This window comes from Acidocella aromatica, from assembly GCF_014201825.1.
Classification (GTDB): domain Bacteria; phylum Pseudomonadota; class Alphaproteobacteria; order Acetobacterales; family Acetobacteraceae; genus Acidocella; species Acidocella aromatica.
Map to the genome: position 1 here is coordinate 40,787 of NZ_JACHFJ010000012.1, position 23,857 is coordinate 64,643.

Here is a 23,857-nt window from a genome sequence, read left to right on the forward strand (position 1 = left end):
ACATCAAACCCGCCTCCAGAATCTGCCGGCTTCTCCGGCCAGAGCCTGTTTGCCTGAGAACTGCCGCCACGGAAAGGATCGTCCAGTATGTCGCAAGCCGAGTCGCCCAAGGAACCCGATATCAAGCTGCCCGATGCCGAGCTGATCGGCCGCTCGATGGCCGATATCGCGGCGCGCAGCCAGCGCATCGTCACCGATTGGCTGAAGCGCCAGGCGAGCGAGGGCGTGGACATGGACCCGCTGAACGTGGGCAACGCCTTCATCGAGATGACCGCCAAACTGCTCTCCAACCCGGGGCATCTGGTCGAGGCGCAGTTCGGCCTGTGGCGGGACTACCTCACTCTTTGGCAGAACACCGCCCGGCGCATCTGGTCCGGCGAGGAACCGGCGCCGGTCATCGCCCATGACCCCAAGGACAAGCGCTTCGCCGACCCGGCCTGGAAGCAGAATGAGGTGTTCGACTTCATCAAGCAGTCCTATCTCCTCTCCGCGCGCTACATCAACGACGTGGTGACCCACGTGGACGGGCTGGAGCCCAAGACCGCGCAGAAGGTGGATTTCTACGCCCGCCAGTTCATCAACGCCCTCAGCCCCAGCAATTTCGCCCTCACCAACCCCGAGGTGCTGCGCAAAACCCGCGAGACCGGCGGCGAGAATCTGGTGAAGGGCCTGAGCAATCTGCTGGCGGACCTGGAGCATGGGCGCGGCAATCTGCGCATCAAGATGACCGATACGGACGCCTTCAAGGTCGGCGAAAACATCGCCGTCTCCGAGGGCAAGGTGATCTACCAGAACGAGTTGATGCAGCTCATCCAGTACAGCCCGGCGACCGAAAACGTGTACGCCCGCCCGGTGCTGATCCTGCCGCCCTGGATCAACAAATTCTACATCCTAGATCTGCGGCCCAAGAACTCCTGGGTGCGCTACCTCGTCTCCCAGGGGCACACGGTGTTCATGGTGAGCTGGGTCAACCCGGATGAGAACCTCGCCTCGAAGAATTTCGACGACTACATGGTCGAGGGCGTGTTCGCCGCGCTGGAGGCCATCGAGAAGGCGACCGGCCAGCGCGAGGTGAATGCCATCGGCTACTGCCTGGGCGGCACGCTGCTGGCCTCCACGTTGGGCTACATGGCGGCCAAAGGCGATGACCGCATCAAATCCGCCACCTTCTTCGTCACGCTCACGGATTTCACCGATTCCGGGGAGCTGGGCGTGTTCATCGATGAGGAACAGCTGAGCGCGCTGGAGGAGAGGATGCACCGGCGCGGCTTCCTCGAAGGCACGGACATGGCCACCACCTTCAACATGCTCCGCGCCAACGACCTCATCTGGAGCTTCGTCGTCAACAACTACCTGCTGGGCCAGGAGCCCTTCCCGTTCGACCTGCTGTACTGGAACTCGGACGCCACGCGCATGCCGCCCGCCATGCACAGCTTCTACCTGCGCAACATGTACCAGAAGAACCTGCTGGCCCAGCCAGGCGGGATCACGATGAAGGGCGTGCCCATCGACCTGCGCCAGGTGAAAATCCCCTGCTACTTCCTCTCCTGCCGCGAGGACCATATCGCCCCCTGGACCAGCACCTATAAGGGCGCGAAGAATTTCGGCGGGCCGGTGCGCTTCGTGCTCGCGGCTTCAGGGCATATCGCCGGGGTGATCAACCCGCCTGGCGGTAAGTACAACCATTTCATCAACACCGAGATGCCGGAAACCCCCGAGCAATGGTTCGAGGGCGCGACCGAGGTGGCGGGCTCCTGGTGGCTGGACTGGCAGCGCTGGGCCACGGGCTTCGACGCCACGCAGGTTCCCGCCCGCATCCCCGGCAAGGCGCGGGGGATCAAGATGATCGAAGACGCGCCTGGATCTTATGTAAAGGTAAGAATCTAACTCTTGGCGCCATCGGGCGTTCAGGCTTAATCCTCCTCGCTTTCTGGTTGAGTTTGTACGCTCGGAGTTTCGTCATGCACGGCTTTCATACCCTCACCCCGGCCCAGCATGCGGGCTGAGCGCCCGCGCCAGATCGCGCTGGCGGCGGCACTGCTGGTGCCGCTGGGGCTGCTGCATGCCTTCGTGCTGGCGGAAATCGGCATCGGCGCGGTCGATGTGCTCTTCCTCGCCGAATGCGCCCGGCGGCGGGACTTCGCCTGGATGCGCCAAGGCTGGGTGGTACTGGCCCTGCTCTGGTGGGGCTGGCTGCTGCTGTGCTCCACGCCGCTGCCGCTCGCCGGGTTCGGCGTGGCGGGCTGGGGCAATGGGTTTGTGCAGGCTTTCGTCATCATCCGCCTGCTGCTGTTCACCGCCGCGCTGCAAAACTGGGTGCTGACCACACAAGGCGCCCAGCGCGCCGCCTGGTGGGCGCTGGCGCTCTGCGCGGCGTGGATCGGGCTGGAGAGCTGGCAGCAATATCTCACCGGGCGGAATATCTTCGGCGACCCGCGCTGGGCCGACGGCGCGCTCACCGGCCCGTTCTGGAAGCCCCGCGCCGGGGCGCTCTACATGCATCTGCTCTACCCCGCCTTGCTGCCGCCGGTGTTGGCCCTGCTCACCCGCCCCGGCCGCGCCGCGCGGCTGGGCGGCTTGGCCCTGGCGGTTTTGGGCGTGCTCACTTCGGTGCTCATCGGCCAGCGCATGGGGGTGGCGCTCACCGGCTTCGGCCTTGCCGTGGCGGCACTGTTCGTGCGGCAGTTGCGCGGCATCGCCATAGCCACCTTCGCCGTGGCGGCGCTGGCGGTGGCGCTCACGCCGGTCATCTCGCCGCCCACCTACGCCAAGCTGGTGCAGGAGACGGCGAAGAATCTCGACCACTTCCTGCTCAGCCCCTACGGCGAACTCTACACCCGCGCGGCCGCGATGACCCTGCAATCGCCCTGGCATGGCTGGGGCTATAACGGTTTCCGGACGGCCTGCTCCCTGCCGCGCTTCGATGGCGGCTTCCCCTCCCTCGGCATTGCGCCCACCCAGCTTGGGCTGGGGGCGTGCAACCTGCACCCGCATAACTACTACATGCAGGCCCTCACCGATTCCGGCTTCCCCGGCCTGCTGCTCTTCGTGGCCATGGCCCTGAGCTGGCTGCGCGCTTTGGGCACGGGTCTGTGGCATCAGCCGGAGCCGCTGCGCCTCGGGCTGTTCATCGCCGTGCTCACCTATCTCTGGCCCATCGGCTCCACCGACGCTTTTCCCACCCTCTACATGCTGGGCTGGCTGTTCCTGCTGCTCGGCTTCGGTCTGGCGCTGGCGCCGGGCAGGACGCGGCATGGCTGAACCGCTCCGCACCGCCATCGTCCTGCCACGGGGCGAGACCTTCTCGCCGGAAGCGGCAGGCGCCATCGCCATGGTGGCACGGCGCTTCGCCCTGGCAGTGCCGGGCAGCGTGGTGCTTGGCCAGGGCGGGAGCAACCGCTTTCCGGGCATACCATTCATCGAGGCGCGCGAGGCGTGGGCCATCATCCGGGCCTTGGCAACGCTGCGCCCGCAGGTCATCGACGTCCACCAGCGCCCCCGGCTGGCGCTGGCCCTCACCTATCTGTTCCCCCAGGCGCGGGTGCAGCTGTTCCTGCACAACGACCCGTTGACCATGCGCGGCCTGAAATCCGCCGCCGCCCGCGCCCTTGCCCTGGAGCGCATGCATCGCGTGGTCTGCGTTTCGGCCCATTTGCGGGACCGCTACGCCACCGGGCTGCGCCAGACACCGGAATTCCTGCACAACCCGCTCACCCTGTCCGAACTGCCGCCCCCCTGCCCCAAGGAGCAACTGATCCTGTTCGTGGGGCGGGTCGTCGAGACCAAGGCGCCGGATGTCTTCATCGCCGCGTGCGCGGCCGCCTTGCCCCAGCTCCCAGGCTGGTCGGCCCGGATGATCGGCGGCGACCGCTTCGGCCCCGACAGCCCGGAAACCTGCTTCGTTGCCGCCATGCGCGCGGCAGCGGCGGTGGCAGGGGTGGAGTTCCGGGGCGTCCGCTCACACCACGAGGTGCTGGAGACCATGGCGCGCGCCGCCATCGTGGTGGTGCCGAGCCGGTGGGCGGAACCCTTTGGCCTCACGGCATTAGAGGCGCTGGCCAGTGGCGCCGCGCTGATCAGCACCGGCCAGGGCGGCCTGTGCGAGGTCTCGGGCGAGGCGGCGCTCTATGTCCCACCCAACGATCCCGCGGCCCTGACCAACGCGATCCTGCATCTGGCACGCGATGACGCCGCCCGCGCGGCGCTGAGCGAAGCCGGGCGGGCGAGAGCGAGCGGTTTCGACACGCCATTGCTCGCCGCCCAGCTCCAGGCCTTGCGGGGCGAGGCGGGATCGCTAAATCCTGTCTCCAAATAGTTCCAATGGATAACTCAATGCCCGATCTGATTCCCGTCACCGTCCTCACCGGCTATCTTGGCGCCGGCAAGACCACCCTGCTCAACCACCTGCTCACCGGCACCCACGGCAAGAAATACGCCGTGGTGATCAACGAGTTCGGCGAGCTGGGGGTGGATAACGACCTCGTGGTGGATTCCGACGAGGAAGTGTTCGAGATGAACAATGGTTGCATCTGCTGCACGGTGCGCGGCGACCTCATCCGCATCATCAGCGGGTTGATGAAGCGCGCCGGCAAGCTGGATGGCATCATCGTGGAGACCACCGGCCTCGCCAACCCGGCCCCGGTGGCGCAGACTTTCTTCGTGGACGAGGACGTGAAGGCCAAGACGCGTCTGGACGCCATCGTGACCTTGGTGGACGCCAAGCACTTCCTCACCCGGCTGGAAGACTCCCCCGAAGCCGCCGATCAGGTCGCCTTCGCGGATGTGATCGTGCTGAACAAGCTCGACCTCGCCACGCCCGAGGAGGTCGCGGCGGTGGAGGCGAAGATCAAGTCGATCAACCCCTACGCCGTCATCCACAAGGCCACGCGCGGCGACATCCCCGCCGACCAGCTGCTGGGCCTGAACGCCTTCGACCTCAAGCGCGTGCTGGAGAACGTGCCGGACTTCCTGGAGGAAGACTCCCACACCCATAACGAGCACCTGACCAGCATCAGCCTCTCCACGGACAAAGAACTGGCCGCCGAGAAGTTCAACGCCTGGATCGGGCATATCCTGCAAACCCAGGGCCAGAACATCCTGCGCACCAAGGGCATCCTGGCTTACAAAGGCGAGGACAAGCGCTTCGGCTTCCAGGCCGTGCACATGATCGCCGATGGCGATTTCCTCGCCCCTTGGAAGGACGGCGAGAAGCGCGTCAGCCGCATCGTGTTCATCGGGCGCGACCTCAACCGCCCGCAACTGCGGCGCGGGTTTGAGAGCTGCGCGGCTTAAGGGCCAAAAGCAATGTGGGGGCTTTTTGGAAAAAGCCCCCACACCCGCAAAAACTTCTATTCGTTTCCGCCTAGACTGGCGGCAGCGCTTGGCGGACACCAAGCGGCGTCAGTGCCAGCAAGCCCTCACGCGCCTTATGCCAAAAGGCCGAGAGCATCAGCAGCGCCATGCCCGCCACCAGCGCGGTGTAGGACAGATCCGAGCCGATAACGCCCGAGTGCTTCAGCACGAAGGACAGCGCGTAGATCACATAGCCCAGCGCCGAGACCAGCAGCGCGCGCCTGTCCACCAGCAGCGCCACCACGCCCAGCGCCAGATACACGCCAATCGCCACGATCGCGCCGCCGCCGCCAGCGCCGCCATTCAGCAGCCCGAGCATGTGGAACAGCGGATGCACGATCAGCGGTGCTGCCAGCAGATGCAGCCAGAAGGCGACATCGGTGCGCCGCGTGGTGCGGGCGAGGTCCGAGATATCCCAGCGCAGCCCCAGGGCGAACACGCCCAGCCCGGAGCCCAGCAACAGCCAGGACCAGAACGGCCGCAGGCTCGGCACCAGCCCCATCAGCATGGCCATGCCGAAGAAGATGATGCCCCCCGCCCCGGCAGCAGGCGTAATGGGCACATGAAAGCGCCGCCAATGCAGGTAGGCCGCCGCCCCGATCAGCGCCGGACAGAGCAGCAGCGTGCCCGAGACCGCCCCCGGCACGAAATTCCCCGCCGCCAGCGCGAGCCCGGTGCCGAAATTCAGGCCGATCATCCAGATCAGGCTGGAGCTGACGCCAACCGTGTAGAACACCAGGAGCAAAATACTCGGCAGCGCCATGCGCCGCTTGCGGGTGAAATACTCCGCTAGCCCCCAGCTCGCCGCCGCCACGCACAGGCCGGACGCCCCCGTGGGTGCCGCCAAAAAGCCCAGCGCCACCAGCACCAGCACCAGCGCGATACTGACGAAAATATCATTAAACCCGGTCAGCAGGCGGACATATTCCTCGTCCACCGCCGGAGCGGTCTTCTGCGCCGCGATGAAGGCGCGGAACTTCGCCGCCTCCTCCGCATTCAACTTGCCCGCGGCCACAGCCGCGTCGAGATCCGATTCACTATACATACCAACTATTTCCCCAGTCTTTGCGGTGGCTTTATGGCGCGGCCCAACAAAAAAGCCCCGGGGTTTCCCCCGGGGCCTCTTTCGTTTGGCTGAAGGGCCTGGATTAGAAATCCATGCCGCCCATGCCACCCATGCCGCCCATGTCGGGGGCGCCCATGGCAGCCTTCTTCTCCGGCTTCTCGGTCACACCAGCCTCGGTGGTGATGATCAGAGAGGCCACGGAAGCGGCGTCCTGCAGGGCGGTGCGCACGACCTTCGCCGGGTCGATGATGCCAGCCTGGACCATGTCCTTGAACTCGCCGGACTGGGCATCGAAGCCGAAGGTGTAGGTGCCGTTGTCGAGCACCTTGCCCGCGATCACGGCGCCGTCTTCACCGGCGTTCTCGGAGATCTGGCGCAGCGGCACCTGGATGGCGCGGCGGATGATCTCGATACCGGTCTGCTGGTCGTTGTTCTCGGCCTTCAGGTTGGCCAGGATCAGTGAGGCGCGGGCCAGGGCGACACCGCCACCCGGCACAATGCCTTCCTCAACGGCGGCGCGGGTCGCGTGCAGCGCGTCGTCCACGCGGTCCTTGCGCTCCTTCACCTCAACCTCGGAAGCCCCGCCAACGCGGATCACGGCAACACCGCCAGCCAGCTTGGCCAGACGCTCCTGCAGCTTCTCACGGTCGTAGTCGGAGGTGGTCTCCTCGATCTGCGCGCGGATCTGGTTGACGCGGCCCTTGATGTCGTCGGCGGCGCCCACACCCTCGATGATCGTGGTGTTTTCCTTCTCGATGAGCACGCGCTTCGCACGGCCCAGCATCGGCAGGGTCACGGTGTCGAGCTTGATGCCCAGATCCTCGGAGATGACCTGACCACCGGTGAGGATGGCGATGTCTTCCAGCATGGCCTTGCGGCGGTCGCCGAAGCCCGGAGCCTTCACGGCGGCGATCTTCAGGCCGCCACGCAGCTTGTTCACAACCAGGGTCGCCAGGGCCTCGCCCTCAACGTCCTCGGCGATGATCAGCAGCGGCTTGCCGGTCTGCACCACGGCTTCCAGCAGCGGCAGCAGCGGCTGCAGCTGGGAGAGCTTCTTCTCGAAGATCAGGATGTACGGGCTGTCGAGGTCCGCAACCATCTTCTCCGGGTTGGTGATGAAGTACGGGGAGACGTAGCCGCGGTCGAACTGCATGCCCTCGACCACGTTCAGCTCGGTCTGGATGCCCTTGGCTTCCTCAACCGTGATCACGCCCTCGTTGCCAACCTTGCCCATGGCTTCGGAGATCATCGCGCCGATCTCGGACTCGCCATTGGCGGAGATGGTGCCAACCTGGGCGGTCTCGGCCGGGGTGGTGATCTTCTTGGCGCGGCCCTTCAGCTCCTCGACAACGGCCTGCACGGCCTTGTCGATGCCGCGGCGCAGGTCCATCGGGTTCAGGCCAGCAGCAACGGCCTTCACGCCCTCGCGCACGATGGCCTGGGCCAGCACGGTCGCGGTGGTGGTGCCGTCACCGGCCAGGTCGTTGGTCTTGGAAGCGACTTCGCGGATCAGCTGCGCGCCCAGGTTCTCGAACTTGTCGGACAGCTCGATTTCCTTGGCGACGGACACGCCGTCCTTGGTGATGCGCGGCGCGCCGAAGGACTTCTCGATGACGACGTTACGGCCCTTCGGGCCCAGGGTCACCTTGACGGCGTTGGCGAGGGTGTCGACGCCGCGCAGCATGCGGTCGCGGGCGTCAGAGCCGAAGCGGACTTCTTTAGCAGCCATGTGTGTAGCTCCTTAAAATGATGTTTGAGCGGCCCGATTCAGACTTCGCGGCTAAAGCCGCTCCGTCATCGGGGCGCGGCAATTAGGCGGCGATGATGCCGAGAATGTCGGATTCCTTCATGATCAGCAGGTCTTCGCCGCCGATCTTGACCTCGGTGCCGGACCACTTGCCGAACAGCACGCGGTCGCCAGCCTTCACATCCAGGGCCACCAGGGCGCCGGCTTCGTTGCGAGCACCGGGGCCAGCAGCGACAACTTCACCTTCCTGCGGCTTTTCCTTGGCGGTGTCGGGGATGATGATGCCGCCCGCGGTCTTTTCCTCGGCGGTGATGCGGCGGACGACGACGCGGTCGTGCAGGGGGCGGAAATTCGCCATGATGATCGCTCCTAAACGTTACAGTCTTAAAAGCTTTCCAGCCTGTCCGGCCCGGCACGCGGCACCGCGGCTGTTAGCACTCCCATGGCGGGAGTGCCACGGGTGTAGCGGCGGCGGAGCGTGAAGTCAAGAAAACGCAGCACTCCCCGGGGCCGAGTGCCAAGTTGCTGGAATCCCTCATTTATATCTTGCTTTTGCCGCCGCGTTTGATGGCAATCTGATGAAACCCCGGGGCCGGACCGTTCTTGTAGAAGGAGGAGCCCAGCATGAATCTAGCCTTGCAAATGCGCGACTACCGCCTGACCACGGCGGAGATCCTCTACCATATGCCGGACCATCCGGGCCTGCTGCAGACCTATATCTGGCAGGAGCTGGACCTCGCGCCGAAATTCCCAGCGCTGCATAAGTTCCTGGATTTCTGGGAGCACAACCTGGACGGCAAGCTCCATTCCGTGCGCGTCGGCGCGGCGGACATCATCACTCCGGCGCAATGGAAAGCAGGCACGCTGTACACGCTCAACTGAGAGACTGCGCCGGGTCAATCCACCCGGCGCTTGTATTTCGGCTTGGGCCGCTCGGCCGCCAACCCTCCATGCAGGGCGGAGCCGCGGCCCGAGAGGGACGGGTTGGTCATGAAATAGTCATGCGCCGAGGCCGGCGGATCGCCGGGCTGCACGCGATGCCAAGTGCCGTCGGGGTGCAGCACGGAGCTTTGCGCGTCGTCACGCAGGTTCACGACCATGATCTGGTCGAGGATCTGCGCATGCACCGTGGGGTTATGGATGGGCACGAAGGTCTCCACCCGGTAATCCATGTTGCGCCCCATCCAGTCGGCGCTGGAGATGAACACCTTGTTCTCGCGCGAGGGCAGTGGATGCCCATCGGCAAACACGCAGACGCGCGCATGCTCCAGGAAGCGCCCAACGATGGACTTCACCCGGATATGCTCGGAAAGCCCCGGCACGCCCGGGCGCAGGCAGCAAATGCCGCGCACCACGATGGAAACAGGCACGCCCGCGCGAGAGGCCTCGTAAAGATGGTCGATCAGCTTGTCATCGACCAGCGAGTTCATCTTCAGCCATATGCCCGAGGGCTTGCCATGCTTGGCGTTGGCGATCTCGGTGTCGATCAGCGTGCCGATGGTCTTGCGCGTGGTCAGCGGCGAGAAGGCGAGCTGCTCCATCGCCTCCGGCCGGGCATAGCCGGTCATGTAGTTGAACAGCCGCGCCGCATCGCGCGTCAGCGCCGGGTCGCAAGTGAAGAAGCTGAGATCGGTATAGATGCGCGCTGTAATCGGATGGTAGTTGCCGGTGCCGAAATGCACATAGGCGCGCAGGGCGCTGGCCTCGCGGCGGACCACGTAGCTCACCTTGGCATGGGTCTTGAGCCCCACGAAACCATAGACCACCTGCACGCCAGCGGCTTCCAGCGCACGGGCGAGGCGGATATTGGCCTCCTCGTCGAAGCGCGCGCGCAACTCCACCATGGCGGTGACGGATTTGCCCGCCTCGGCCGCCTCGATCAGCGCCCCCACGATGGGTGAGTCGCGGCTGGTGCGGTAGAGCGTCTGCTTAATCGCCACCACCGCCGGGTCCATGGCCGCTTGACGCAGGAACTGCACCACCACGTCGAAGCTCTCGAACGGGTGGTGGACCAGAATGTCCTTGGCGCGGATGGCGGCGAAGCAATCCCCCGCGAAGTCGCGGATGCGCTCGGGGAAGCGCGGGGTGTAGGGGGTGAACAGCAAATCCGGCCGGTCATCGACGATCAGCTGCTTCACATCCACCAGCCCGACAAAACCGCTCTCGCTGAACACCTCGTCCACCGGGGCCTCGATCGCGTCGATCACCAGCTCGCGCAGATCCGCCGGCATGTCCGCCTGGATGGTGAGCTGGATGGCCACACCACGGCGACGGCGCTTCAGCGCGGTCTCGTAGGAGCGGACGAGGTCTTCCGCCTCTTCCTCGAACTCCACATCGGTATCGCGGATCACACGGAACAGGCCCGAGCCCTCCACGGTGAAACCGGGGAACAGGCGGCCCATGTTCATCGCCACCAACTCTTCGAGCATGATGAAGCGGATCGGCCCCGCACCCGCGGGCAGGCGCACGAAACGCTCGATCTGGCTGGGCAGCGGGATCAGCGCGGACATCTGGCCCTTGTCGTCATCGCGCGAGAGGGTGAGCGCCATCACCAGCCCCATATTGGGGATGAACGGGAAGGGATGTGCCGGGTCCACCGCCAGCGGGGTGAGCACCGGGAACACACGCTCCATAAAATAGGAATCGAGGAAGGTGGCATCGTCCGAGGTCAGCTCGGCGGCGGTGCATACCACCAGCCCGGCCTGGGCCAGCAGCCCTCGCAGCTCGGCATAGGCCGCCTGCTGTGCGCCGATCAGCTCGCGCGCATGGGTGTTTATGGCATGAAGCTGCTGCGCCGGGCTCAGCCCATCGGCCGAGCGCTCCAGCACGCCCGCGCGTTCCTGGCCGATGAGTCCAGCCACGCGCACGGAGTAGAATTCATCGAGGTTGGAGGCGCTGATGGAGACGAAGCGCAGCCGCTCCAGCAGCGGATGGCGGGGGTTGCAAGCCTCGCCGACCACGCGGAAATTGAAATCCAGCCAGGAAAGTTCGCGGTTGATGAAGCGGGCCGGGTCATCCAGGCCGATATGCGGCACTTCCGCCGAATGAATCTGGTCCATGCCGTGCTCCTTAGCAGTAACGCAGTCTGCCCTGCGTGACGAGTTTGCAACAGTTACTCGTCTTCGGCCAAGCCCTCCAGTATCTCCATGACCAGCACACGGGTGATGCGCGCTCCCTTGTCCAGCGCCGCGCGGTCAAGCCTGGCCACGGCTTCGCGGTAATAGGCCGGGGCGCGGGGCAGATAGAGTAACAATAAATTACGCACCGGCACGCTGAGTTGGAGCTGGCGCGCAGCACAGAGCCGGCTCAGCAGCATTTCCAGCAGTTCGTCCTCGGGCGGCATGATCTCCACGCTCTGCGCGGCGCGCAACCGGCTGGTGAGGTCGGCCAGCTTGTAGGACATGCGCATCGGCGGCAGGCGCGAGGCCATCAGCACCGGAAACCCCGCCTCGGCGGCGGCGTTGAGCAGGTGCAGCAGCGCGCGCGGCTCCGGCACCAGCTCGGCATCGTCCACCGCCACCGGCCCGGTGGGGCGGATCAGCCCTTGCAGCCGCGCTCCCTCCACGATGGTCGCGCCATTCGCCTTGGCCCAGAGATGCAGCAGATGCGTCTTGCCGCAGCCCGCCTCGCCCCAGAGTACAAGGCGGCCATTGCTCCAGGCGTCCGGGCGGGCGAGCCATTCCCGCGCCTGGGCGTTGGAAGGGGCCGGGCAGAAATCCTCGGGAGCGAAATCCTGCTCCTCAACAAACGGCAGCGATAATTGCTTCATGCGGCCCAGCTCACTCCGGCGCGGGGTCGAGGTAGAGCGGCGATTGCAGGTAGCGCCGCAGCCAGAAGCGCGTGAGCGCGCCCAGCGTGGCGGTCACCGGCACCGCCAGCATGATGCCGAGGAACCCGAACACCGCCCCGCCCGCGAACAGCGAGAAGATCACCCACACGGCGGGCAGGCCGAGGCGGTCGCCCAGAAAGCGCGGCTGGATGACGTAGTCGTTGAACGCCTGCCCGCAGCCGAACACGATGAGCACCATGAGAATGCCGTGCCAGCCCGGATTCTGGTTGAGCGAGATGAGGATGGCGGTAATGCCCCCCAGCAGCGTGCCAACATAGGGGATAAAGGAAAGCAGCCCCGCCGCGAGGCCGACGATCAGCCCGAAATCCAGCCCCACCAGCGTCAGCCCCAGGGCATAGACCAGCGCCAGCACGAGGCAGCAGATCGCCTGCCCGCGAATCCAGGCGGCCAGCACGCGGTTCACCTCCATCGCCTGGGCGCGGATCACCGCCTCATACGGGCGCGGCAGCCAGTTATCCACATGGCGGATGATCGAGGGCCAGTCGCGCAGTAGGTAAAAGGTGACGATGGGGGTGACGATCAGCAGCGTCAGCACGTTCACCACGGCAAATCCGCTGCCGATGATGTTCGTCACCGCCGTTCCAGCGAAGGAGACAATCGCCCCGGCCTGATTGGCGGCAATGTCACGCAGCTTGGCGCTCACCTGCCCAGGCCCGAGCCGCTCCTGCAAATCGTTGATCAGATGCCCGAAATCCTTCTGCGCCGTACCGATATAGCCGGGCAGGCTCTGCGCCAGCGCCGCCGCCTGATCGGCGATGACGGGGTAAAGCTGCAGGATGAACAATACCACGAGGATGCCAAGCGCAAACAGCAGCACCAGCGTGCCAAGCCAGCGCCGCACGCCCAACTGCTCCAGGCGGCTCACCGCCGGATCGAGGAAATAGGCCAGCCCCGCCGCCACCACGAAGGGCAGCAGAATCGGCGAGAACAGATGGAAGAACAGCCACAGCCCGACCAGAAACGCCCCCAGCAGCCCCAGGCGCTGCCAGTGCACACGGGTGGCGCGGCGCCTATCTACGCCAAATTCGCTCATTGCCGTGCCTTCGGCGATTGCACGGGGCAACCGCCTGTGATGAAACGCGACGGTGTTTGAGGACAGAGCAACGCCATGACTCATGGCTTAGCGCATCGGGGGCTTATATGACTAGCGTGACATACCGGGATGCCGGGGTTGATATCGAGGCAGGGGATGCGCTCGTCGAGGCGATCAAGCCGCTGGCCAAGGCCACGACCCGCGCCGGAGTCATGGGCGGCCTGGGCGGCTTCGGCGCGCTGTTCGACCTGAAAGCGGCGGGCTTCACCGACCCCGTGCTGGTCTCCACCACCGATGGCGTCGGCACCAAGCTGAAGATCGCCATCGAGACCGGCATTCACGACTATGTCGGCATCGACCTCGTGGCCATGTGCGTCAACGACCTCGTGGTGCAGGGCGCGGCCCCGCTGTTCTTCCTGGATTACTTCGCCACCGGCGCGCTGGATGTGGATGCCGCCAAGCGGATCATCGCGGGCATCGCCGAGGGCTGCAAACAGGCCGATTGCGCCCTGGTGGGCGGCGAGACCGCCGAAATGCCCGGCATGTACGCGCATGGCGATTACGACCTCGCCGGGTTCTCGGTGGGTGCGGCGGAGCGCAACAACCTGCTGCCCGCCAATGTCCGCCCTGGCGACGCCATCCTGGCCCTGCCCTCCTCCGGCGTGCATTCCAACGGCTTCTCTTTGGTCCGCCGCATCTTCGCCGATGCCGGGCTCTCCTGGGACTCCGAGATCCTGGGCGGCAAGCGCGCCGCCGATGTGCTGATGACGCCGACGCGCATCTATGTCCGCCCGATGCTGGCCCTGCACAAGGCCGGGCTGCTCAAGGGGGCGGCGCACATCACCGGCGGCGGCCTGCCCGGCAATTTGCCGCGCGCCCTGCCCGAAGGCACCGGCGCCGCCCTCACCGGCCCCTGGGCGATGCCGGAAATCTTCCCCTTCCTGGCGAAGACCGCGAATGTCGCGCCCGAGGAAATGCTCCGCGTGTTCAACTGCGGCGTGGGCATGACGCTGATCGTCTCCGACGCCGAAGCCGCCACCAAGGTGCTGCGCGAGGCGGGCGAGCAGCCCTTCCTGCTCGGCCATGTGTCGGATAAGCCGGGCATCGTCATCGAGGGCACGGAAAAACTCTTCGCATGAGCAAACCCCGCGTCGGCGTACTCATCTCGGGCCGCGGCTCCAACATGGAGGCGCTGATCAAGGCGGCGAAAGCCCCGGATTTCCCGGCCGAGATCGTACTCGTGCTCTCCAACAAGCCCGAGGCGGCGGGGCTGGAGATTGCCCGCGCCCTCGGCGTGGCGGCGGAAGCCGTGCCCGCCAAGCCCTTCGGCAAGGACCGCGAGGCCCATGAGCGCGCGCTGGACGCCAAGCTGCAAGAGGCGGGCGTCGAGATCGTCTGCCTCGCCGGCTATATGCGGTTGCTCACCCCGTATCTGGTCAACCGCTGGGCCGGGCGGATGCTCAACATCCACCCCAGCCTGCTCCCCGAGTTCCCGGGGCTGGACACCCATGCCCGCGCCATTGAGGCCGGGGCGGCGAAGCATGGCTGCACCGTGCATCTGGTGACGGAAGGCATGGACGAAGGCCCCGTGGTGGCCCAGGCCGAAGTGCCCGTGCTGCCCAACGACACCGAGGACGCCCTGGCCGCCCGCGTGCTGGCGCAGGAGCACATCATCTACCCGCGTGCCCTGGCCGAGCTTGCCCGTAAAATCCGCTTGCCTCAGGCGGCGTCACACTCCTAAATCCGGACAAACGGGCCGCAAGGCCCGCCGGAATTGGGGAGAATACAAATGGCAATACAACCCGCACCGGAAACCCCGGTGGATTTCGATACACCTTCGAAGAAAGGCTGGGAATTCTTTACCAAATTCCTGACCGTGAACGTCGCCCTCTGCATCGCGGCGCTGTTGCTCATCGGCCTGCTCACGGTGTGGCGCTAACCCTCCACAATCACCTGCCGCAGCAGCCTGCGCTTTGTGTCGGTGAAGCCCATCTTGCAATACAGGCTGTAGGCGCGCTCGTTCGGCGCCTCCACCTCCAGCAATAGCGTGCGGATGCCCGCCTCCCGTGCCGCCTCTATCGCCAGGGCCACACCCTGCCGCCCAAGCCCGCGCCCGCGCAGCGCGGGGAGCAGGTAAATATCGTCGATGAACCCGTCAGTGCCGCCATTCTCCACGCTGTAACCCAGCGTGAGGATAAAGAACCCGGCAGGCGCGCCGTCCAGCTCCAATATATAGGCGGGCGCCAAGGCCTCCCCGGCGGCAACATGCGCGAGCGTCGCCTCTCCCGCCTCATCCAACGGCGAGCCGTCCTCGATATGGAAATCCCGGGACATTTGCAGCAGCAGTTCCGCGTCCTCGGGGCGGGCGCGGCGGACGGTCAGGCTCATCGCAGCGCCACCATGGCGGCGCGCTCCTCGGCAGCGTCGAGCACAGCCTCCGCCGTGCCGCGCATGATGAAGCGCAATATCCCACGCGGCGCGCGCGGGCGCAGCCAGACCGGCTTCGCCGTCTCCCCGCCAAGCTCCTTCACCACCTGATCGACATCCGCAAAGCCATCCACCAGCCCGAGCCCAAGGGCCTGGCTGCCCAGCATGTAGCCGCCGTCGAAAACCTTGCTGTCGTCATCGGTCAGGCGCTCGCCCCGGCGCTCGCGCACCCAGTCCTTGAACATGCCGTGCGCCTCGTCGAGCAACTCACGGGTGAAAGTCTCATCCTCCGGCTTCAGCGGCGCGAACATGTCGTTGCGGCGCTTATTCTCACCCGCGGTAAAAACACGGCGCTCGATGCCATGCCGGGCGATGAACTTGTCCAGCCCAAACCCGCCCGTGACAACACCGATAGACCCCACGATGGACAGCCGGTTGGCAAGGATACGGTCCGCCGCACAAGCCAGCCAATACCCGCCCGAGGCGCCGACATCGCCAATCACTGCCGTCACCGCGACGCCGGTTTCCTCCGCCCGGCGGCGGATAAGCTGGCCAATCAAATCCGACTGCGCGGCCGAGCCGCCCGGGCTCTCGATGGCAAGCACCAGATTGCCGCTCTTCTTCGCCAAATCGAAACCGCGCTCGATGGCATCCGTATAGGCATCGAGGCTGATCATCCCTGGCCGTGCGGCGATCATTCCGCGAAAGGCGATGACCGGGATCTTGGGACGCATGAAGGGCAGTTTCATGCCCTTCAGCTTAGTCTAGTCGGACGCGGACGCAAATTTCTCCTGCCGCTCCCGCTCGAACATATAGTCCCGCGTCAGCGGCACCGCCTCCTGGTCGCGCATGAGCTGGATCTGGAAGTTCATGTGGTCCGCAAGGCTGAAGCTGACTTCCGAACCCGAAAGATAGAACTCGAACATACGGCAGAAGCGCTCGTCGTAGAGCGAGGCGATGGCATCCCGGTTGGCGGAGAAACGCCGGCGCCAATGCGCCAATGTCTTGGCATAATGCAGGCGCAGGATCTCGATGTCGCCAATGACGAGCCCTGATTTCTCCACCGGCCCCAGCACCTCGGACAATGCCGGGGAGTACCCACCAGGGAAGATGTACTTGGCGATCCAGGGGTTGGTCGCCCCCGGTCCCTCGAACCGCCCGATGGAATGCAGCAGCGCCACGCCATCCGGCTTCAGGCAGCGTTTGATGGTGGCGAAAAAGGCCGGGAAATTCGGCACCCCGACATGCTCGAACATGCCCACGGAGACGATGCGGTCGAACTGCCGGTCCATCGCCCGGTAATCCATCAGCTCGAAGCTTACCCGGTCGGCCAGCCCCGCCTCGGTCGCACGGGCACGGGCAGCGGCAAGTTGCTCCTCGGAAAGCGTGATACCCGTGACTCGCGCGCCGTAATCCCTGGCCAGCGTCAGGGCCGTGCCCCCCCAGCCGCAGCCGATGTCCAGCACCTCGAGGTCCGGCCTGTCCAGCAGCAGCTTGGCCGCGATATGCCGCTTCTTCGCCGCCTGGGCTTCCTCCAGCGCCTCATCCCCGCGCGGGAAATAGGCGCAGGAGTATTGCCGGTCGCGGTCCAGGAACAGGGAATACAGCCGCCCATTGAGGTCGTAATGATGCGCGACATTATGCTTGGACTGGCTTGCCCCGTTGGCCTGCAACAGCGGACGCAGCAGCCGGCCCAGCCTGGCGTTGAACGCCAGGCTGGGCAGATTGAAGTCCCGCAGGTTGTCCATCATCACGCAGAGCACGTCATGGATGGTGCCGTTCACCGGAACCATCCCCTCATCCATGTAGGCTTCACCCAGGCCCAGCCCGGGGTTGAGCACCAACGCCCTTAGCGTCTGCTCGTTCTTTATATGGATCCCGGCGCGGAACCCTTCACCGTCGCCATATTCGCTGCGCGTGCCACCGGGCCAGACGACCAGGAACGCCCCTCGGCGCACCAGCCTGGCGAGCATGCGATCCAGAAGCTTTTGCCATAGCCAGATCACGTCTCTACTCTCCTTTTTTGGGAGAACATCAGCGATACTGACCATAACACAAAAAATGTGCCCGCAAAGAAAAACGTCCTCCACCTGGGGGTGAAGGACGCTTTTTATTGCCGTATGAACAGGTTTTAAGCCAAGGCTTAGCCTTCGGCTTCTTCTTCCTGGCCAAAGAGCGGGCCGAGTTCCGGCTTCTCGTCGGCTTCCTGGGCGATCACCTCGCCACGGGCCTGCTTCTCCGCCTCTTCCACGGAGCGGGCGGCGTTCACCTTGATGTCGATGATCACTTCCGGGTGCAGCTCAACGCGCACGGAGGAAATGCCCAGCGACTTGATCGGGTGGACCAGCAGCACCTGGTTGCGGCTGATGGACAGGCCAGCAGCGGTCGCGGCATCGGAGATGTCGCGGCTGGAGACGGAACCATACAGCGCGCCAGCTTCGGAGGCCTGGCGGATCAGGGTGACGGTCAGGCCCGCCACGCGCTCAGCCACGCGCTCCGCCTCTTCGCGGCGCTTGAGGTTCTGGGCCTCGAGCTGGGCGCGCTCGCGCTCAAAGCGCTCCTTGTTCGCCTTGGTGGCGCGCACGGCCTTGGCCTGGGGCAGCAGGAAGTTGCGGGCATAGCCCGGCTTCACCGACACCAGCTCGCCCATCTGGCCGAGCTTCTCAACGCGCTGCAGCAGGATCAGATCAACGTTTGCCATTGTCTTTTCTCCTTAGCTCAGCACGTAGGGCAGCAGGGCGAGGAAGCGGGCGCGCTTGATGGCCTTGGCCAGCTCACGCTGCTTCTTGCCGCTGACGGCGGTGATGCGGGAGGGGACGATCTTGCCGCGCTCGGAGAGGAAGCGGGAGAGCAGACGCACGTCCTTGTAGTCGATCACCGGCGCGCCGGCGCCGGAGAACGGGCAGGACTTCTTGCGGCGGAAGAACGGACGGCGGGCGCCAACGGCGGGGCGGCGCAGGCCGGGGGTCGGTTCGGTCGTTTCGGACATTAGATTTCCTCCTCGGCGCCGTAGTCATCACGGTCGGCGCGGAACTCGTCACGCGCGCGGAACTCCTCACGGCCCTCATCGAAGCCGCGCTTGCGGCCGGACTCGAAGCGGCCAGCGGGCTTGGGCCCACGGAAGGAACGCTCACGGTCGTCGGCCTTGCGGGACAGGATGGCGGAGGGCTCCTCGGAGATCTCTTCCACGCGCACGGTCATGAAGCGCAGGACGTCCTCGTTCAGGGTCAGTTGGCGCTCCATCTCCTGCATGGCGGGGGAAGCGGCATCCAGACCCAGAAGGATGTAGTGGCCCTTGCGGTTCTTCTTGATGCGGTAGGCCAGCGAGCGCAGGCCCCAATATTCGCGTTTCTTGACGGCACCGCCATCGGCTTCGATCGCGGCAACGGCGGCATCGGCGACGGCGTCGGCCTGCGCCTGGGTGATCTCGCTGCGCGCGATCACCACGGTTTCATAAAGCGGCATATGTCCCTCCCTACGGCTGATTCAGCTCAGGTCCTGGTCTGGACCACCCGGGAATCGGGGCGAGCATAGCCAGGCGCGATGCCACGCACCCAGCAGGGAAGGCGGGGCTTAAGCACGGATGACCACGGAAAACAAGGGGGACTCCCGGAATCCACGCCCTCACGCCGCCATTTCCAATCCGGGCACGCCGTTCAGTGCACCAAGACGCCGGTTTTCCCCACCCCGTGCGAATGTCCATTGATAATCATTATTATCGTACAATTAGTTACTGTTTCGATGGTTGCACAATCACCTATTTTTTTGTGCAGATGCTTACAGTCCACTTTATTCTGGGTCATCAACAAAACAGGATCACTCCCATGCCATTCTTCAAAAAATCCGCTATCTTCGCCGCAGCCCTTATCGTCCCTGCCGCCATGCCCTGCACCCAGGCGCTGGCCGCCACCCCGGGAACAGACACTGTGATCAACGGGCTGGATTACGGCCCGCTTGCTTCGCTGGTGGGCACCTGGAAGAGCGACGCCACCGGCGGTGTCGACATTGCCCCCGGCCGCGAAGGCTCAAAAGTCGGTAAAGGCGGCGTGGCGGTCGAACCCTCTTATGAAACCATAACCTTCACCCCGGCTGGCGATGCCACCAACGCCAGCGACCAGCATCTGGCCGCAATGTTTTACCATCAGCAGGTCTTCCGGAAGAGCGACAACAAGCAGTTCCACGACCAGATCGGATATCTGATCTACGACAAGGCCAATCAGACGGTTTATGACACCTTCTGCATTCCCCGGGCTGTCTGCGTCGTGGCCGAAGGCAAGCCGGGAACCACGCTGACCCTGAAATCCGAAGGCCAGGGCATCGCCCAGTCACAATACATGGTTAAAAACGACAGTACCGAAAACTTTACGATAACCTACGAGATATCTAAAAACACTTTGAAGTATAAACAGGAAACGAGTTTGCAGGTGTACGGCAAGCCGTTTTCCCACATCGACTCCGGCACGCTTACAAAAGCAGGGAATTAGGAGCTAAAGCAAAAAGCCCCTTCTTCTCGTAACAGCACCAGCTTCACATCCGGCTCTCGGGGATGACAAACCCCAACCGACGGATAAAAGCCTGCATCAGCGCGTTATCCGCCAGCACCTTGCTCGGCGAATAACGCGCATGCCCCGCGCGCGGGGCCGCTTGACGACCTCACGCCGTGACGATCATCGGGCAGTCATGCCACCTCCACCACAGCGCGGGATCGTTCAAGCTAGTAGGCCCGTTCCCCCATGACATTCCCCGGCGGATCGTAATCGCAGACCAGCACGTCGCGCCCGTAATTCTCAGCGAACCCGCACCCAACCTCGGTCGTCGCCCTCCAGACCATTTGGCTGTAATGGCCCACATCCATCCAGTTTCCGGTCGTGGAAATGTCCGGGAAATTGCCATTGGTAAAGTTGGCCTGCTCGCCGCCCCACAGATCGACCAGCTGCGTCAGCGACTGGGTACCGGCCGCGGCCATCGCCAGGTTCTGGCCCGACCCACTGTGTTCCAGCCGCCCGATCTTGGCGAGATGATCGGCCCATTGCTGCGCATTGGCCGCCAGCCGGTTGGACCACCGCAACGGCGGAAGGCCAACATCTGCCCGATAGGCGTTGTGGGCGGCCAGCAGCTCGGCTTCGCCGCTTTGATCTTCCTGGGCATGAGCCGATGCGCCGAAAGACAGGGCAACAAACACGGCGGCGATGGATAGTCTCTTCATTATACCCTCTGTTAGTCCAGCTGACGACCGGCGCAAGCCGGGTCGAAAAGCCGGATAACGGCGCGGTATGGCGGAGATAAGGCGGTCTCGCGCGCCCGCCAGTGCCGCCCCCTTGCCGCAGGCTGGCGCCCATGGCTATACGGGCCCCGCGATTTTGACATAGGAACTGCCGTCTCATGACCATCACCACGACCTTTGGCTTCCCCGAAGCCGCTGCCCGTCTGGGCGTTGCCGTCCGCACCCTGCGCCGCGCCATTCGCGCGGGCCTCGTGCCGGCCCCGGCGCAGTCCGGCGCCACTGCCGTCCTGTCCGACGCCTGGCTGGAGAGCGTGCTGGCCGCCATTAACGAGAACCCCGCCGCGCTGAGCCGCACCCTGACCCAGAAGGTCCCGCCCTTCGCCCGCTACGAGGGCACCTCCTGCTGGCGCAAGTACCGCACCCGCGTGCGCGACTACTACGCCTTCCAGGCCTCGCTGGCCGTCTAAGGCTCCCAACGCAAATAAGGCCGGCGGTGCTCCCGCCGGCCTTATTTATTTACAGCGCCAGCTTCGCCTCCACCACATCCGGCTCGTCGGGGATGCGCGCAACGGTGAAGCCCAGGTGCTTGATGAAGGAAAGCATCGGCGCGTTATCCGCCAGCACCTGCCCGGCGATCTCCCGCATCTCCCGCGCGCGGCCCCACTCTATAATCGCGCGCATCAGCGCCGAGCCCAGCCCCAGCCCCTTGGCCGCAGGCTCCACCGACACGGCAAACTCCCCGGTAAGACCGTCGGTATCGTCGCGCACCAGCCGGGCCACGCCCATGGTGGCGCCGGTCGCCTCGTTTTTGGCGATGAATGCCATCTCACGGGTGTAGTCCACGTCCGTCATACGGGTGATCTGCTCCACCGGCAGGCTCTTCATCGGCGAGAAGAATCGGTAACGCATGTCCTCGGGCGTCAGGCGCGCGACCATGGCGATATGCGCGTCGGCATCCTCGGGGCGCACGGGGCGGATGGTGAATTTCATCCCCTTGGCCTCGTAGCTGCTCGCGAGATCCGCCGGATACGGGCTGATGATCGGCTCGGGCCGCACCGCGCCCGGTGGGCGCAGCACGATGCGCGCGCTGCCCGCCACCGCCCCGGTCTCGTTGGCGAACACGGGGTCGAGATCGAGCAGCGCGATCTCCGGCGTATCGAGGATGAGCTGGCTCACCCGCACCAGGATCGCGGCGATAGCCTCCTCATCCGCCGCCTCCTGGCCGCGATGCGCCGCCAGCAGCGGCGCCACCTGGGCGCGGTGGATGAGCGCGCGGGCCAGAGTAAGGTTGAGCGGCGGCAGATCGGCGGCCAGCAGCGAGACGTCGTCCGGGTCGCCGCCCCCGGCGCCGAAGCCGATCAGCGGCCCCAGCACCGGATGGTCAGAAACCCGCACCCGCAGCAAGGTGCTGCGCGGCGCCTGCGCCTGCACCACGAACCCGGCCTTGGCGACATCGTCGCCCCGCTGCACCAGCCGCGCCAGAATCGACCTCCCGGCATGGCGCACCGCCGCCGCGTCCGGCAGGTCCAGCACCACGGAGCCGGGGAAGAGATGCGTCGGCACATCGGGGTGCGAGAGCTTGAGCACGGCGGGATAGCCCAGCGCCTCGGCGGCCTCCGCGGCTTCGTCCGGCGTCGTCACATGGCGGCTCTCGATCGTCTTGATGTTATAGGCGGAGACCAGCGCCAGCGCCTCGTCCTGCAGCAGCACATTCTGCCCATGCGCCCGCGCCGCGCTGATCTGCGCCGCCACATGGGCCTTGTCGCCATTGATGCGCAGCACAGTGGCGTCGGGCAGTTCGCGCGCCGCCGCGCGGTTGTGGCGGTTACGCAGCAGGTGGCGGAACCCGGCCACGGCACTTTCCGGCGTGTCGAAACAGGCGAAGCGCGCCTCGCTGAGCATATGGCGGTGGCGCAAGCCCTGCGCCTCGCCCATCACCGAGATCAGCAGCGGAACCTTGACCGTCTGAGCGCAGGCGATCAGCGTCTCGATGGCGGTATCGCCCTCATCGTCGCTGGGCGCGTGCACCACCAATATGCCTCCAACCTCGGGGGCTGAGGAGAGTTGTGCGGCAGCCTCGGCCAAGCGCGTCGGCCCCTTGCCGACGAAGATCGGCCCCGTGGCCGGCACCTTGCCCAAAGTGAGGGAGAGCACTTGCCGCGTCTCGGGGGCCAGCTCCGCCATCGGCACGCCGGAGCGCAGCGCCTCATCCGCCGCCAATCGCCCGATGGCCGTGGAGTTGGTGATGATGGCGAGGTTATCGCCGCGCACCGGCTTCACGCGGGTCAGGGTCTCGGCGGCGGCCAGGAACTCGCTGATCGACGAGGTGAGCAGCACGCCGGCTCGGGCCATGGCGGCCTCAAGCGCGGCGGCTTGCTTGGCCCCGGGGAAATCCATGCGCATCCCCGGCACGATGGCGACCACCGGGCGCAGCCTTGCCGCAGCGCGCGCCGCCGAGAAGAACAGCTTGGGGTCGCGCAGCCGGTCGATCTCGACCATGATCGCGGCGGTATTGGGGTCGCGGGAGAGCTGGTCCAGCACCAGCCCGAAGCCGATATCGGTATTGCCGCCAATGCCCACGAGATGGCTGAACCCCACGGCGTTGGGGGCCGCCCAGTCGATGACCGTGCGGGCGATGGAGGAGGACTGCCCGACCAGCGCCATGCGCCCCGGCTGCGGGGTAAGCGCGAAGGGCGAGGCGTTCAGCCCCAGCCCCGGCAGGATCAGCCCGAAGGAATGCGGCCCCACCACGCGGATCTTCGCCTCCCGCGCCATGGCCGCCAGCCCCCGCACCTTGTGCGAGAGCACGAACGCCCCGCGCGCGCCCATGCGCGCATGGCGGAGCAGCGCTGCCTGAATATCTCCAGGCGCGTCGGCCACCAGGGCGACGTCGGCGTTTTCCAGCGGCGCGTCATCCGTGCCGATCTCTCCGGTGAACCCGCCAGCCCGCAGATTGGCCAGAATCTGCTTGCCAAAGGCCGTCCCCGCCCCGCTCAGGCTGACGCGCTCGGGGTGAAAAAACCGCGCGGCATCGAACCTGCGTTTTGACGCTATCGTCATGCACCCCTCCATTTGTCCCCACTATACACCGGGCAGCCCTGCGCATTCCATGATCCATCCCCTGGCCGGGCGGCGGTCATCCAGGCTAGTATCCGGGG

Annotated in this window: 24 protein-coding genes; 10 read left to right on the forward strand and 14 right to left on the reverse strand. The window is 65.4% G+C overall.

Going from position 1 to position 23,857, the window contains the following annotated elements; all coding sequences use genetic code 11:
- Positions 1 to 87 precede the first annotated feature (87 nt).
- From HNP71_RS11680 to HNP71_RS11695, 4 genes are all read left to right on the forward strand, one after another.
- Complete coding sequence (locus HNP71_RS11680) at positions 88 to 1,887, forward strand: PHA/PHB synthase family protein (RefSeq protein WP_183267107.1); 1,800 nt, start codon at positions 88 to 90, stop codon at positions 1,885 to 1,887.
- Between the two features lie 108 nt (positions 1,888 to 1,995).
- Complete coding sequence (locus HNP71_RS11685) at positions 1,996 to 3,261, forward strand: O-antigen ligase family protein (protein WP_183267108.1); 1,266 nt, start codon at positions 1,996 to 1,998, stop codon at positions 3,259 to 3,261.
- On the forward strand, positions 3,254 to 4,315 hold the full coding sequence (locus tag HNP71_RS11690) for a glycosyltransferase family 4 protein (protein ID WP_183267109.1): 1,062 nt from the start codon (positions 3,254 to 3,256) through the stop codon (positions 4,313 to 4,315). Before HNP71_RS11685 ends, HNP71_RS11690 begins: the two co-directional genes overlap by 8 nt.
- 17 nt (positions 4,316 to 4,332) lie before the next feature.
- Complete coding sequence (locus HNP71_RS11695) at positions 4,333 to 5,292, forward strand: CobW family GTP-binding protein (protein ID WP_183267110.1); 960 nt, start codon at positions 4,333 to 4,335, stop codon at positions 5,290 to 5,292.
- A 70-nt stretch (positions 5,293 to 5,362) separates the two neighbouring features.
- On the opposite strand, the gene HNP71_RS11700 is transcribed toward HNP71_RS11695, so the two are convergent.
- The 3 genes from HNP71_RS11700 to groES all read right to left on the reverse strand — a co-directional run bounded on the left by HNP71_RS11700 (position 5,363) and on the right by groES (position 8,523).
- On the reverse strand, positions 5,363 to 6,397 hold the full coding sequence (locus HNP71_RS11700; RefSeq protein WP_183267111.1) for a hypothetical protein: 1,035 nt from the start codon (positions 6,395 to 6,397) through the stop codon (positions 5,363 to 5,365).
- A gap of 103 nt (positions 6,398 to 6,500) precedes the next feature.
- Positions 6,501 to 8,147 carry a chaperonin GroEL gene (groL, locus tag HNP71_RS11705; RefSeq protein WP_183267112.1) on the reverse strand — a complete coding sequence of 549 codons (1,647 nt, stop codon included), beginning with the start codon at positions 8,145 to 8,147 and terminating at the stop codon, positions 6,501 to 6,503.
- A gap of 82 nt (positions 8,148 to 8,229) precedes the next feature.
- Positions 8,230 to 8,523 (reverse strand): co-chaperone GroES, encoded by a 294-nt coding sequence (gene groES, locus HNP71_RS11710; protein WP_183267113.1) that lies wholly within the window; start codon positions 8,521 to 8,523, stop codon positions 8,230 to 8,232.
- Positions 8,524 to 8,789: 266 nt separating this feature from the next.
- Between groES and HNP71_RS11715 the strand changes: the two genes are divergently transcribed.
- Positions 8,790 to 9,047, forward strand: coding sequence for an usg protein (locus tag HNP71_RS11715; RefSeq protein ID WP_183267114.1), 258 nt, complete (start codon positions 8,790 to 8,792; stop codon positions 9,045 to 9,047).
- Positions 9,048 to 9,061: 14 nt separating this feature from the next.
- On the opposite strand, the gene HNP71_RS11720 is transcribed toward HNP71_RS11715, so the two are convergent.
- Genes HNP71_RS11720 through HNP71_RS11730 form a run of 3 tightly spaced genes read right to left on the reverse strand, consistent with a single transcriptional unit; the run spans position 9,062 to position 13,048 of the window.
- Positions 9,062 to 11,224: an RNA degradosome polyphosphate kinase gene (locus HNP71_RS11720; protein WP_183267115.1), complete on the reverse strand. Its 2,163-nt coding sequence runs from the start codon at positions 11,222 to 11,224 to the stop codon at positions 9,062 to 9,064.
- A 53-nt stretch (positions 11,225 to 11,277) separates the two neighbouring features.
- Positions 11,278 to 11,934 carry a P-loop NTPase family protein gene (locus tag HNP71_RS11725; RefSeq protein WP_183267116.1) on the reverse strand — a complete coding sequence of 219 codons (657 nt, stop codon included), beginning with the start codon at positions 11,932 to 11,934 and terminating at the stop codon, positions 11,278 to 11,280.
- Positions 11,935 to 11,944: 10 nt separating this feature from the next.
- Positions 11,945 to 13,048 (reverse strand): AI-2E family transporter, encoded by a 1,104-nt coding sequence (locus HNP71_RS11730; RefSeq protein ID WP_183267117.1) that lies wholly within the window; start codon positions 13,046 to 13,048, stop codon positions 11,945 to 11,947.
- Positions 13,049 to 13,155: 107 nt separating this feature from the next.
- Between HNP71_RS11730 and purM the strand changes: the two genes are divergently transcribed.
- Genes purM through HNP71_RS11745 form a run of 3 tightly spaced genes read left to right on the forward strand, consistent with a single transcriptional unit; the run spans position 13,156 to position 14,987 of the window.
- Positions 13,156 to 14,187, forward strand: coding sequence for a phosphoribosylformylglycinamidine cyclo-ligase (gene purM / locus HNP71_RS11735; RefSeq protein ID WP_183267118.1), 1,032 nt, complete (start codon positions 13,156 to 13,158; stop codon positions 14,185 to 14,187).
- Positions 14,184 to 14,789: a phosphoribosylglycinamide formyltransferase gene (gene purN, locus HNP71_RS11740; protein ID WP_183267119.1), complete on the forward strand. Its 606-nt coding sequence runs from the start codon at positions 14,184 to 14,186 to the stop codon at positions 14,787 to 14,789. The genes purM and purN overlap by 4 nt, the downstream gene beginning before the upstream one ends.
- 48 nt (positions 14,790 to 14,837) lie before the next feature.
- Positions 14,838 to 14,987 (forward strand): hypothetical protein, encoded by a 150-nt coding sequence (locus HNP71_RS11745; RefSeq protein ID WP_183267120.1) that lies wholly within the window; start codon positions 14,838 to 14,840, stop codon positions 14,985 to 14,987.
- Here HNP71_RS11745 and HNP71_RS11750 read toward each other — a convergent pair.
- From HNP71_RS11750 to rpsF, 6 genes are all read right to left on the reverse strand, one after another.
- Complete coding sequence (locus HNP71_RS11750; protein WP_183267121.1) at positions 14,984 to 15,436, reverse strand: GNAT family N-acetyltransferase; 453 nt, start codon at positions 15,434 to 15,436, stop codon at positions 14,984 to 14,986. The two genes, HNP71_RS11745 and HNP71_RS11750, sit on opposite strands and share 4 nt — an antisense overlap.
- Entirely contained in the window at positions 15,433 to 16,224 is a 792-nt protein-coding gene (locus HNP71_RS11755; protein WP_183267122.1) for a S49 family peptidase, read from the reverse strand. Before HNP71_RS11755 ends, HNP71_RS11750 begins: the two co-directional genes overlap by 4 nt.
- A 15-nt stretch (positions 16,225 to 16,239) precedes the next feature.
- Positions 16,240 to 17,448 (reverse strand): SAM-dependent methyltransferase, encoded by a 1,209-nt coding sequence (locus HNP71_RS11760; protein ID WP_183267123.1) that lies wholly within the window; start codon positions 17,446 to 17,448, stop codon positions 16,240 to 16,242.
- A 170-nt stretch (positions 17,449 to 17,618) separates the two neighbouring features.
- Positions 17,619 to 18,176, reverse strand: coding sequence for a 50S ribosomal protein L9 (gene rplI, locus HNP71_RS11765; protein ID WP_183267124.1), 558 nt, complete (start codon positions 18,174 to 18,176; stop codon positions 17,619 to 17,621).
- A 12-nt stretch (positions 18,177 to 18,188) separates the two neighbouring features.
- A complete protein-coding gene (gene rpsR / locus HNP71_RS11770; RefSeq protein WP_183267125.1) occupies positions 18,189 to 18,464 on the reverse strand; it encodes a 30S ribosomal protein S18 in 276 nt (91 codons plus the stop codon).
- Complete coding sequence (gene rpsF, locus HNP71_RS11775; RefSeq protein WP_183267126.1) at positions 18,464 to 18,940, reverse strand: 30S ribosomal protein S6; 477 nt, start codon at positions 18,938 to 18,940, stop codon at positions 18,464 to 18,466. Before rpsF ends, rpsR begins: the two co-directional genes overlap by 1 nt.
- A gap of 359 nt (positions 18,941 to 19,299) precedes the next feature.
- On the opposite strand from rpsF, the gene HNP71_RS11780 reads away from it, so the two are divergent.
- Positions 19,300 to 19,959 (forward strand): heme-binding beta-barrel domain-containing protein, encoded by a 660-nt coding sequence (locus HNP71_RS11780; RefSeq protein ID WP_183267127.1) that lies wholly within the window; start codon positions 19,300 to 19,302, stop codon positions 19,957 to 19,959.
- Positions 19,960 to 20,189: 230 nt separating this feature from the next.
- On the opposite strand, the gene HNP71_RS11785 is transcribed toward HNP71_RS11780, so the two are convergent.
- Positions 20,190 to 20,681, reverse strand: coding sequence for a CAP family protein (locus HNP71_RS11785; protein WP_183267128.1), 492 nt, complete (start codon positions 20,679 to 20,681; stop codon positions 20,190 to 20,192).
- Positions 20,682 to 20,857: 176 nt separating this feature from the next.
- On the opposite strand from HNP71_RS11785, the gene HNP71_RS11790 reads away from it, so the two are divergent.
- Positions 20,858 to 21,166, forward strand: coding sequence for a helix-turn-helix transcriptional regulator (locus tag HNP71_RS11790; RefSeq protein ID WP_183267129.1), 309 nt, complete (start codon positions 20,858 to 20,860; stop codon positions 21,164 to 21,166).
- Positions 21,167 to 21,215: 49 nt separating this feature from the next.
- Here HNP71_RS11790 and HNP71_RS11795 read toward each other — a convergent pair whose 3' ends face one another.
- On the reverse strand, positions 21,216 to 23,759 hold the full coding sequence (locus tag HNP71_RS11795) for a bifunctional acetate--CoA ligase family protein/GNAT family N-acetyltransferase (RefSeq protein WP_183267130.1): 2,544 nt from the start codon (positions 23,757 to 23,759) through the stop codon (positions 21,216 to 21,218).
- Between the last annotated feature and the right edge of the window lie 98 nt (positions 23,760 to 23,857).

Coding starts and splice junctions, on each gene's coding strand:
- groL (WP_183267112.1), bottom strand. CDS start 8,147: ATGGCTGCTAAAGAAGTCCGCTTCGGCTCTGACGCCCGCGACCGCATG.
- HNP71_RS11700 (WP_183267111.1), bottom strand. CDS start 6,397: ATGTATAGTGAATCGGATCTCGACGCGGCTGTGGCCGCGGGCAAGTTG.
- groES (WP_183267113.1), bottom strand. CDS start 8,523: ATGGCGAATTTCCGCCCCCTGCACGACCGCGTCGTCGTCCGCCGCATC.
- rplI (WP_183267124.1), bottom strand. CDS start 18,176: ATGGCAAACGTTGATCTGATCCTGCTGCAGCGCGTTGAGAAGCTCGGC.
- HNP71_RS11725 (WP_183267116.1), bottom strand. CDS start 11,934: ATGAAGCAATTATCGCTGCCGTTTGTTGAGGAGCAGGATTTCGCTCCC.
- HNP71_RS11760 (WP_183267123.1), bottom strand. CDS start 17,448: ATGCTCGCCAGGCTGGTGCGCCGAGGGGCGTTCCTGGTCGTCTGGCCC.
- purN (WP_183267119.1), top strand. CDS start 14,184: ATGAGCAAACCCCGCGTCGGCGTACTCATCTCGGGCCGCGGCTCCAAC.
- purM (WP_183267118.1), top strand. CDS start 13,156: ATGACTAGCGTGACATACCGGGATGCCGGGGTTGATATCGAGGCAGGG.
- HNP71_RS11780 (WP_183267127.1), top strand. CDS start 19,300: ATGCCATTCTTCAAAAAATCCGCTATCTTCGCCGCAGCCCTTATCGTC.
- HNP71_RS11715 (WP_183267114.1), top strand. CDS start 8,790: ATGAATCTAGCCTTGCAAATGCGCGACTACCGCCTGACCACGGCGGAG.
- HNP71_RS11685 (WP_183267108.1), top strand. CDS start 1,996: ATGCGGGCTGAGCGCCCGCGCCAGATCGCGCTGGCGGCGGCACTGCTG.
- rpsF (WP_183267126.1), bottom strand. CDS start 18,940: ATGCCGCTTTATGAAACCGTGGTGATCGCGCGCAGCGAGATCACCCAG.
- HNP71_RS11755 (WP_183267122.1), bottom strand. CDS start 16,224: ATGAAACTGCCCTTCATGCGTCCCAAGATCCCGGTCATCGCCTTTCGC.
- HNP71_RS11720 (WP_183267115.1), bottom strand. CDS start 11,224: ATGGACCAGATTCATTCGGCGGAAGTGCCGCATATCGGCCTGGATGAC.
- HNP71_RS11795 (WP_183267130.1), bottom strand. CDS start 23,759: ATGACGATAGCGTCAAAACGCAGGTTCGATGCCGCGCGGTTTTTTCAC.
- HNP71_RS11790 (WP_183267129.1), top strand. CDS start 20,858: ATGACCATCACCACGACCTTTGGCTTCCCCGAAGCCGCTGCCCGTCTG.
- HNP71_RS11690 (WP_183267109.1), top strand. CDS start 3,254: ATGGCTGAACCGCTCCGCACCGCCATCGTCCTGCCACGGGGCGAGACC.
- HNP71_RS11730 (WP_183267117.1), bottom strand. CDS start 13,048: ATGAGCGAATTTGGCGTAGATAGGCGCCGCGCCACCCGTGTGCACTGG.
- HNP71_RS11785 (WP_183267128.1), bottom strand. CDS start 20,681: ATGAAGAGACTATCCATCGCCGCCGTGTTTGTTGCCCTGTCTTTCGGC.
- HNP71_RS11680 (WP_183267107.1), top strand. CDS start 88: ATGTCGCAAGCCGAGTCGCCCAAGGAACCCGATATCAAGCTGCCCGAT.
- HNP71_RS11750 (WP_183267121.1), bottom strand. CDS start 15,436: ATGAGCCTGACCGTCCGCCGCGCCCGCCCCGAGGACGCGGAACTGCTG.
- rpsR (WP_183267125.1), bottom strand. CDS start 18,464: ATGTCCGAAACGACCGAACCGACCCCCGGCCTGCGCCGCCCCGCCGTT.
- HNP71_RS11695 (WP_183267110.1), top strand. CDS start 4,333: ATGCCCGATCTGATTCCCGTCACCGTCCTCACCGGCTATCTTGGCGCC.
- HNP71_RS11745 (WP_183267120.1), top strand. CDS start 14,838: ATGGCAATACAACCCGCACCGGAAACCCCGGTGGATTTCGATACACCT.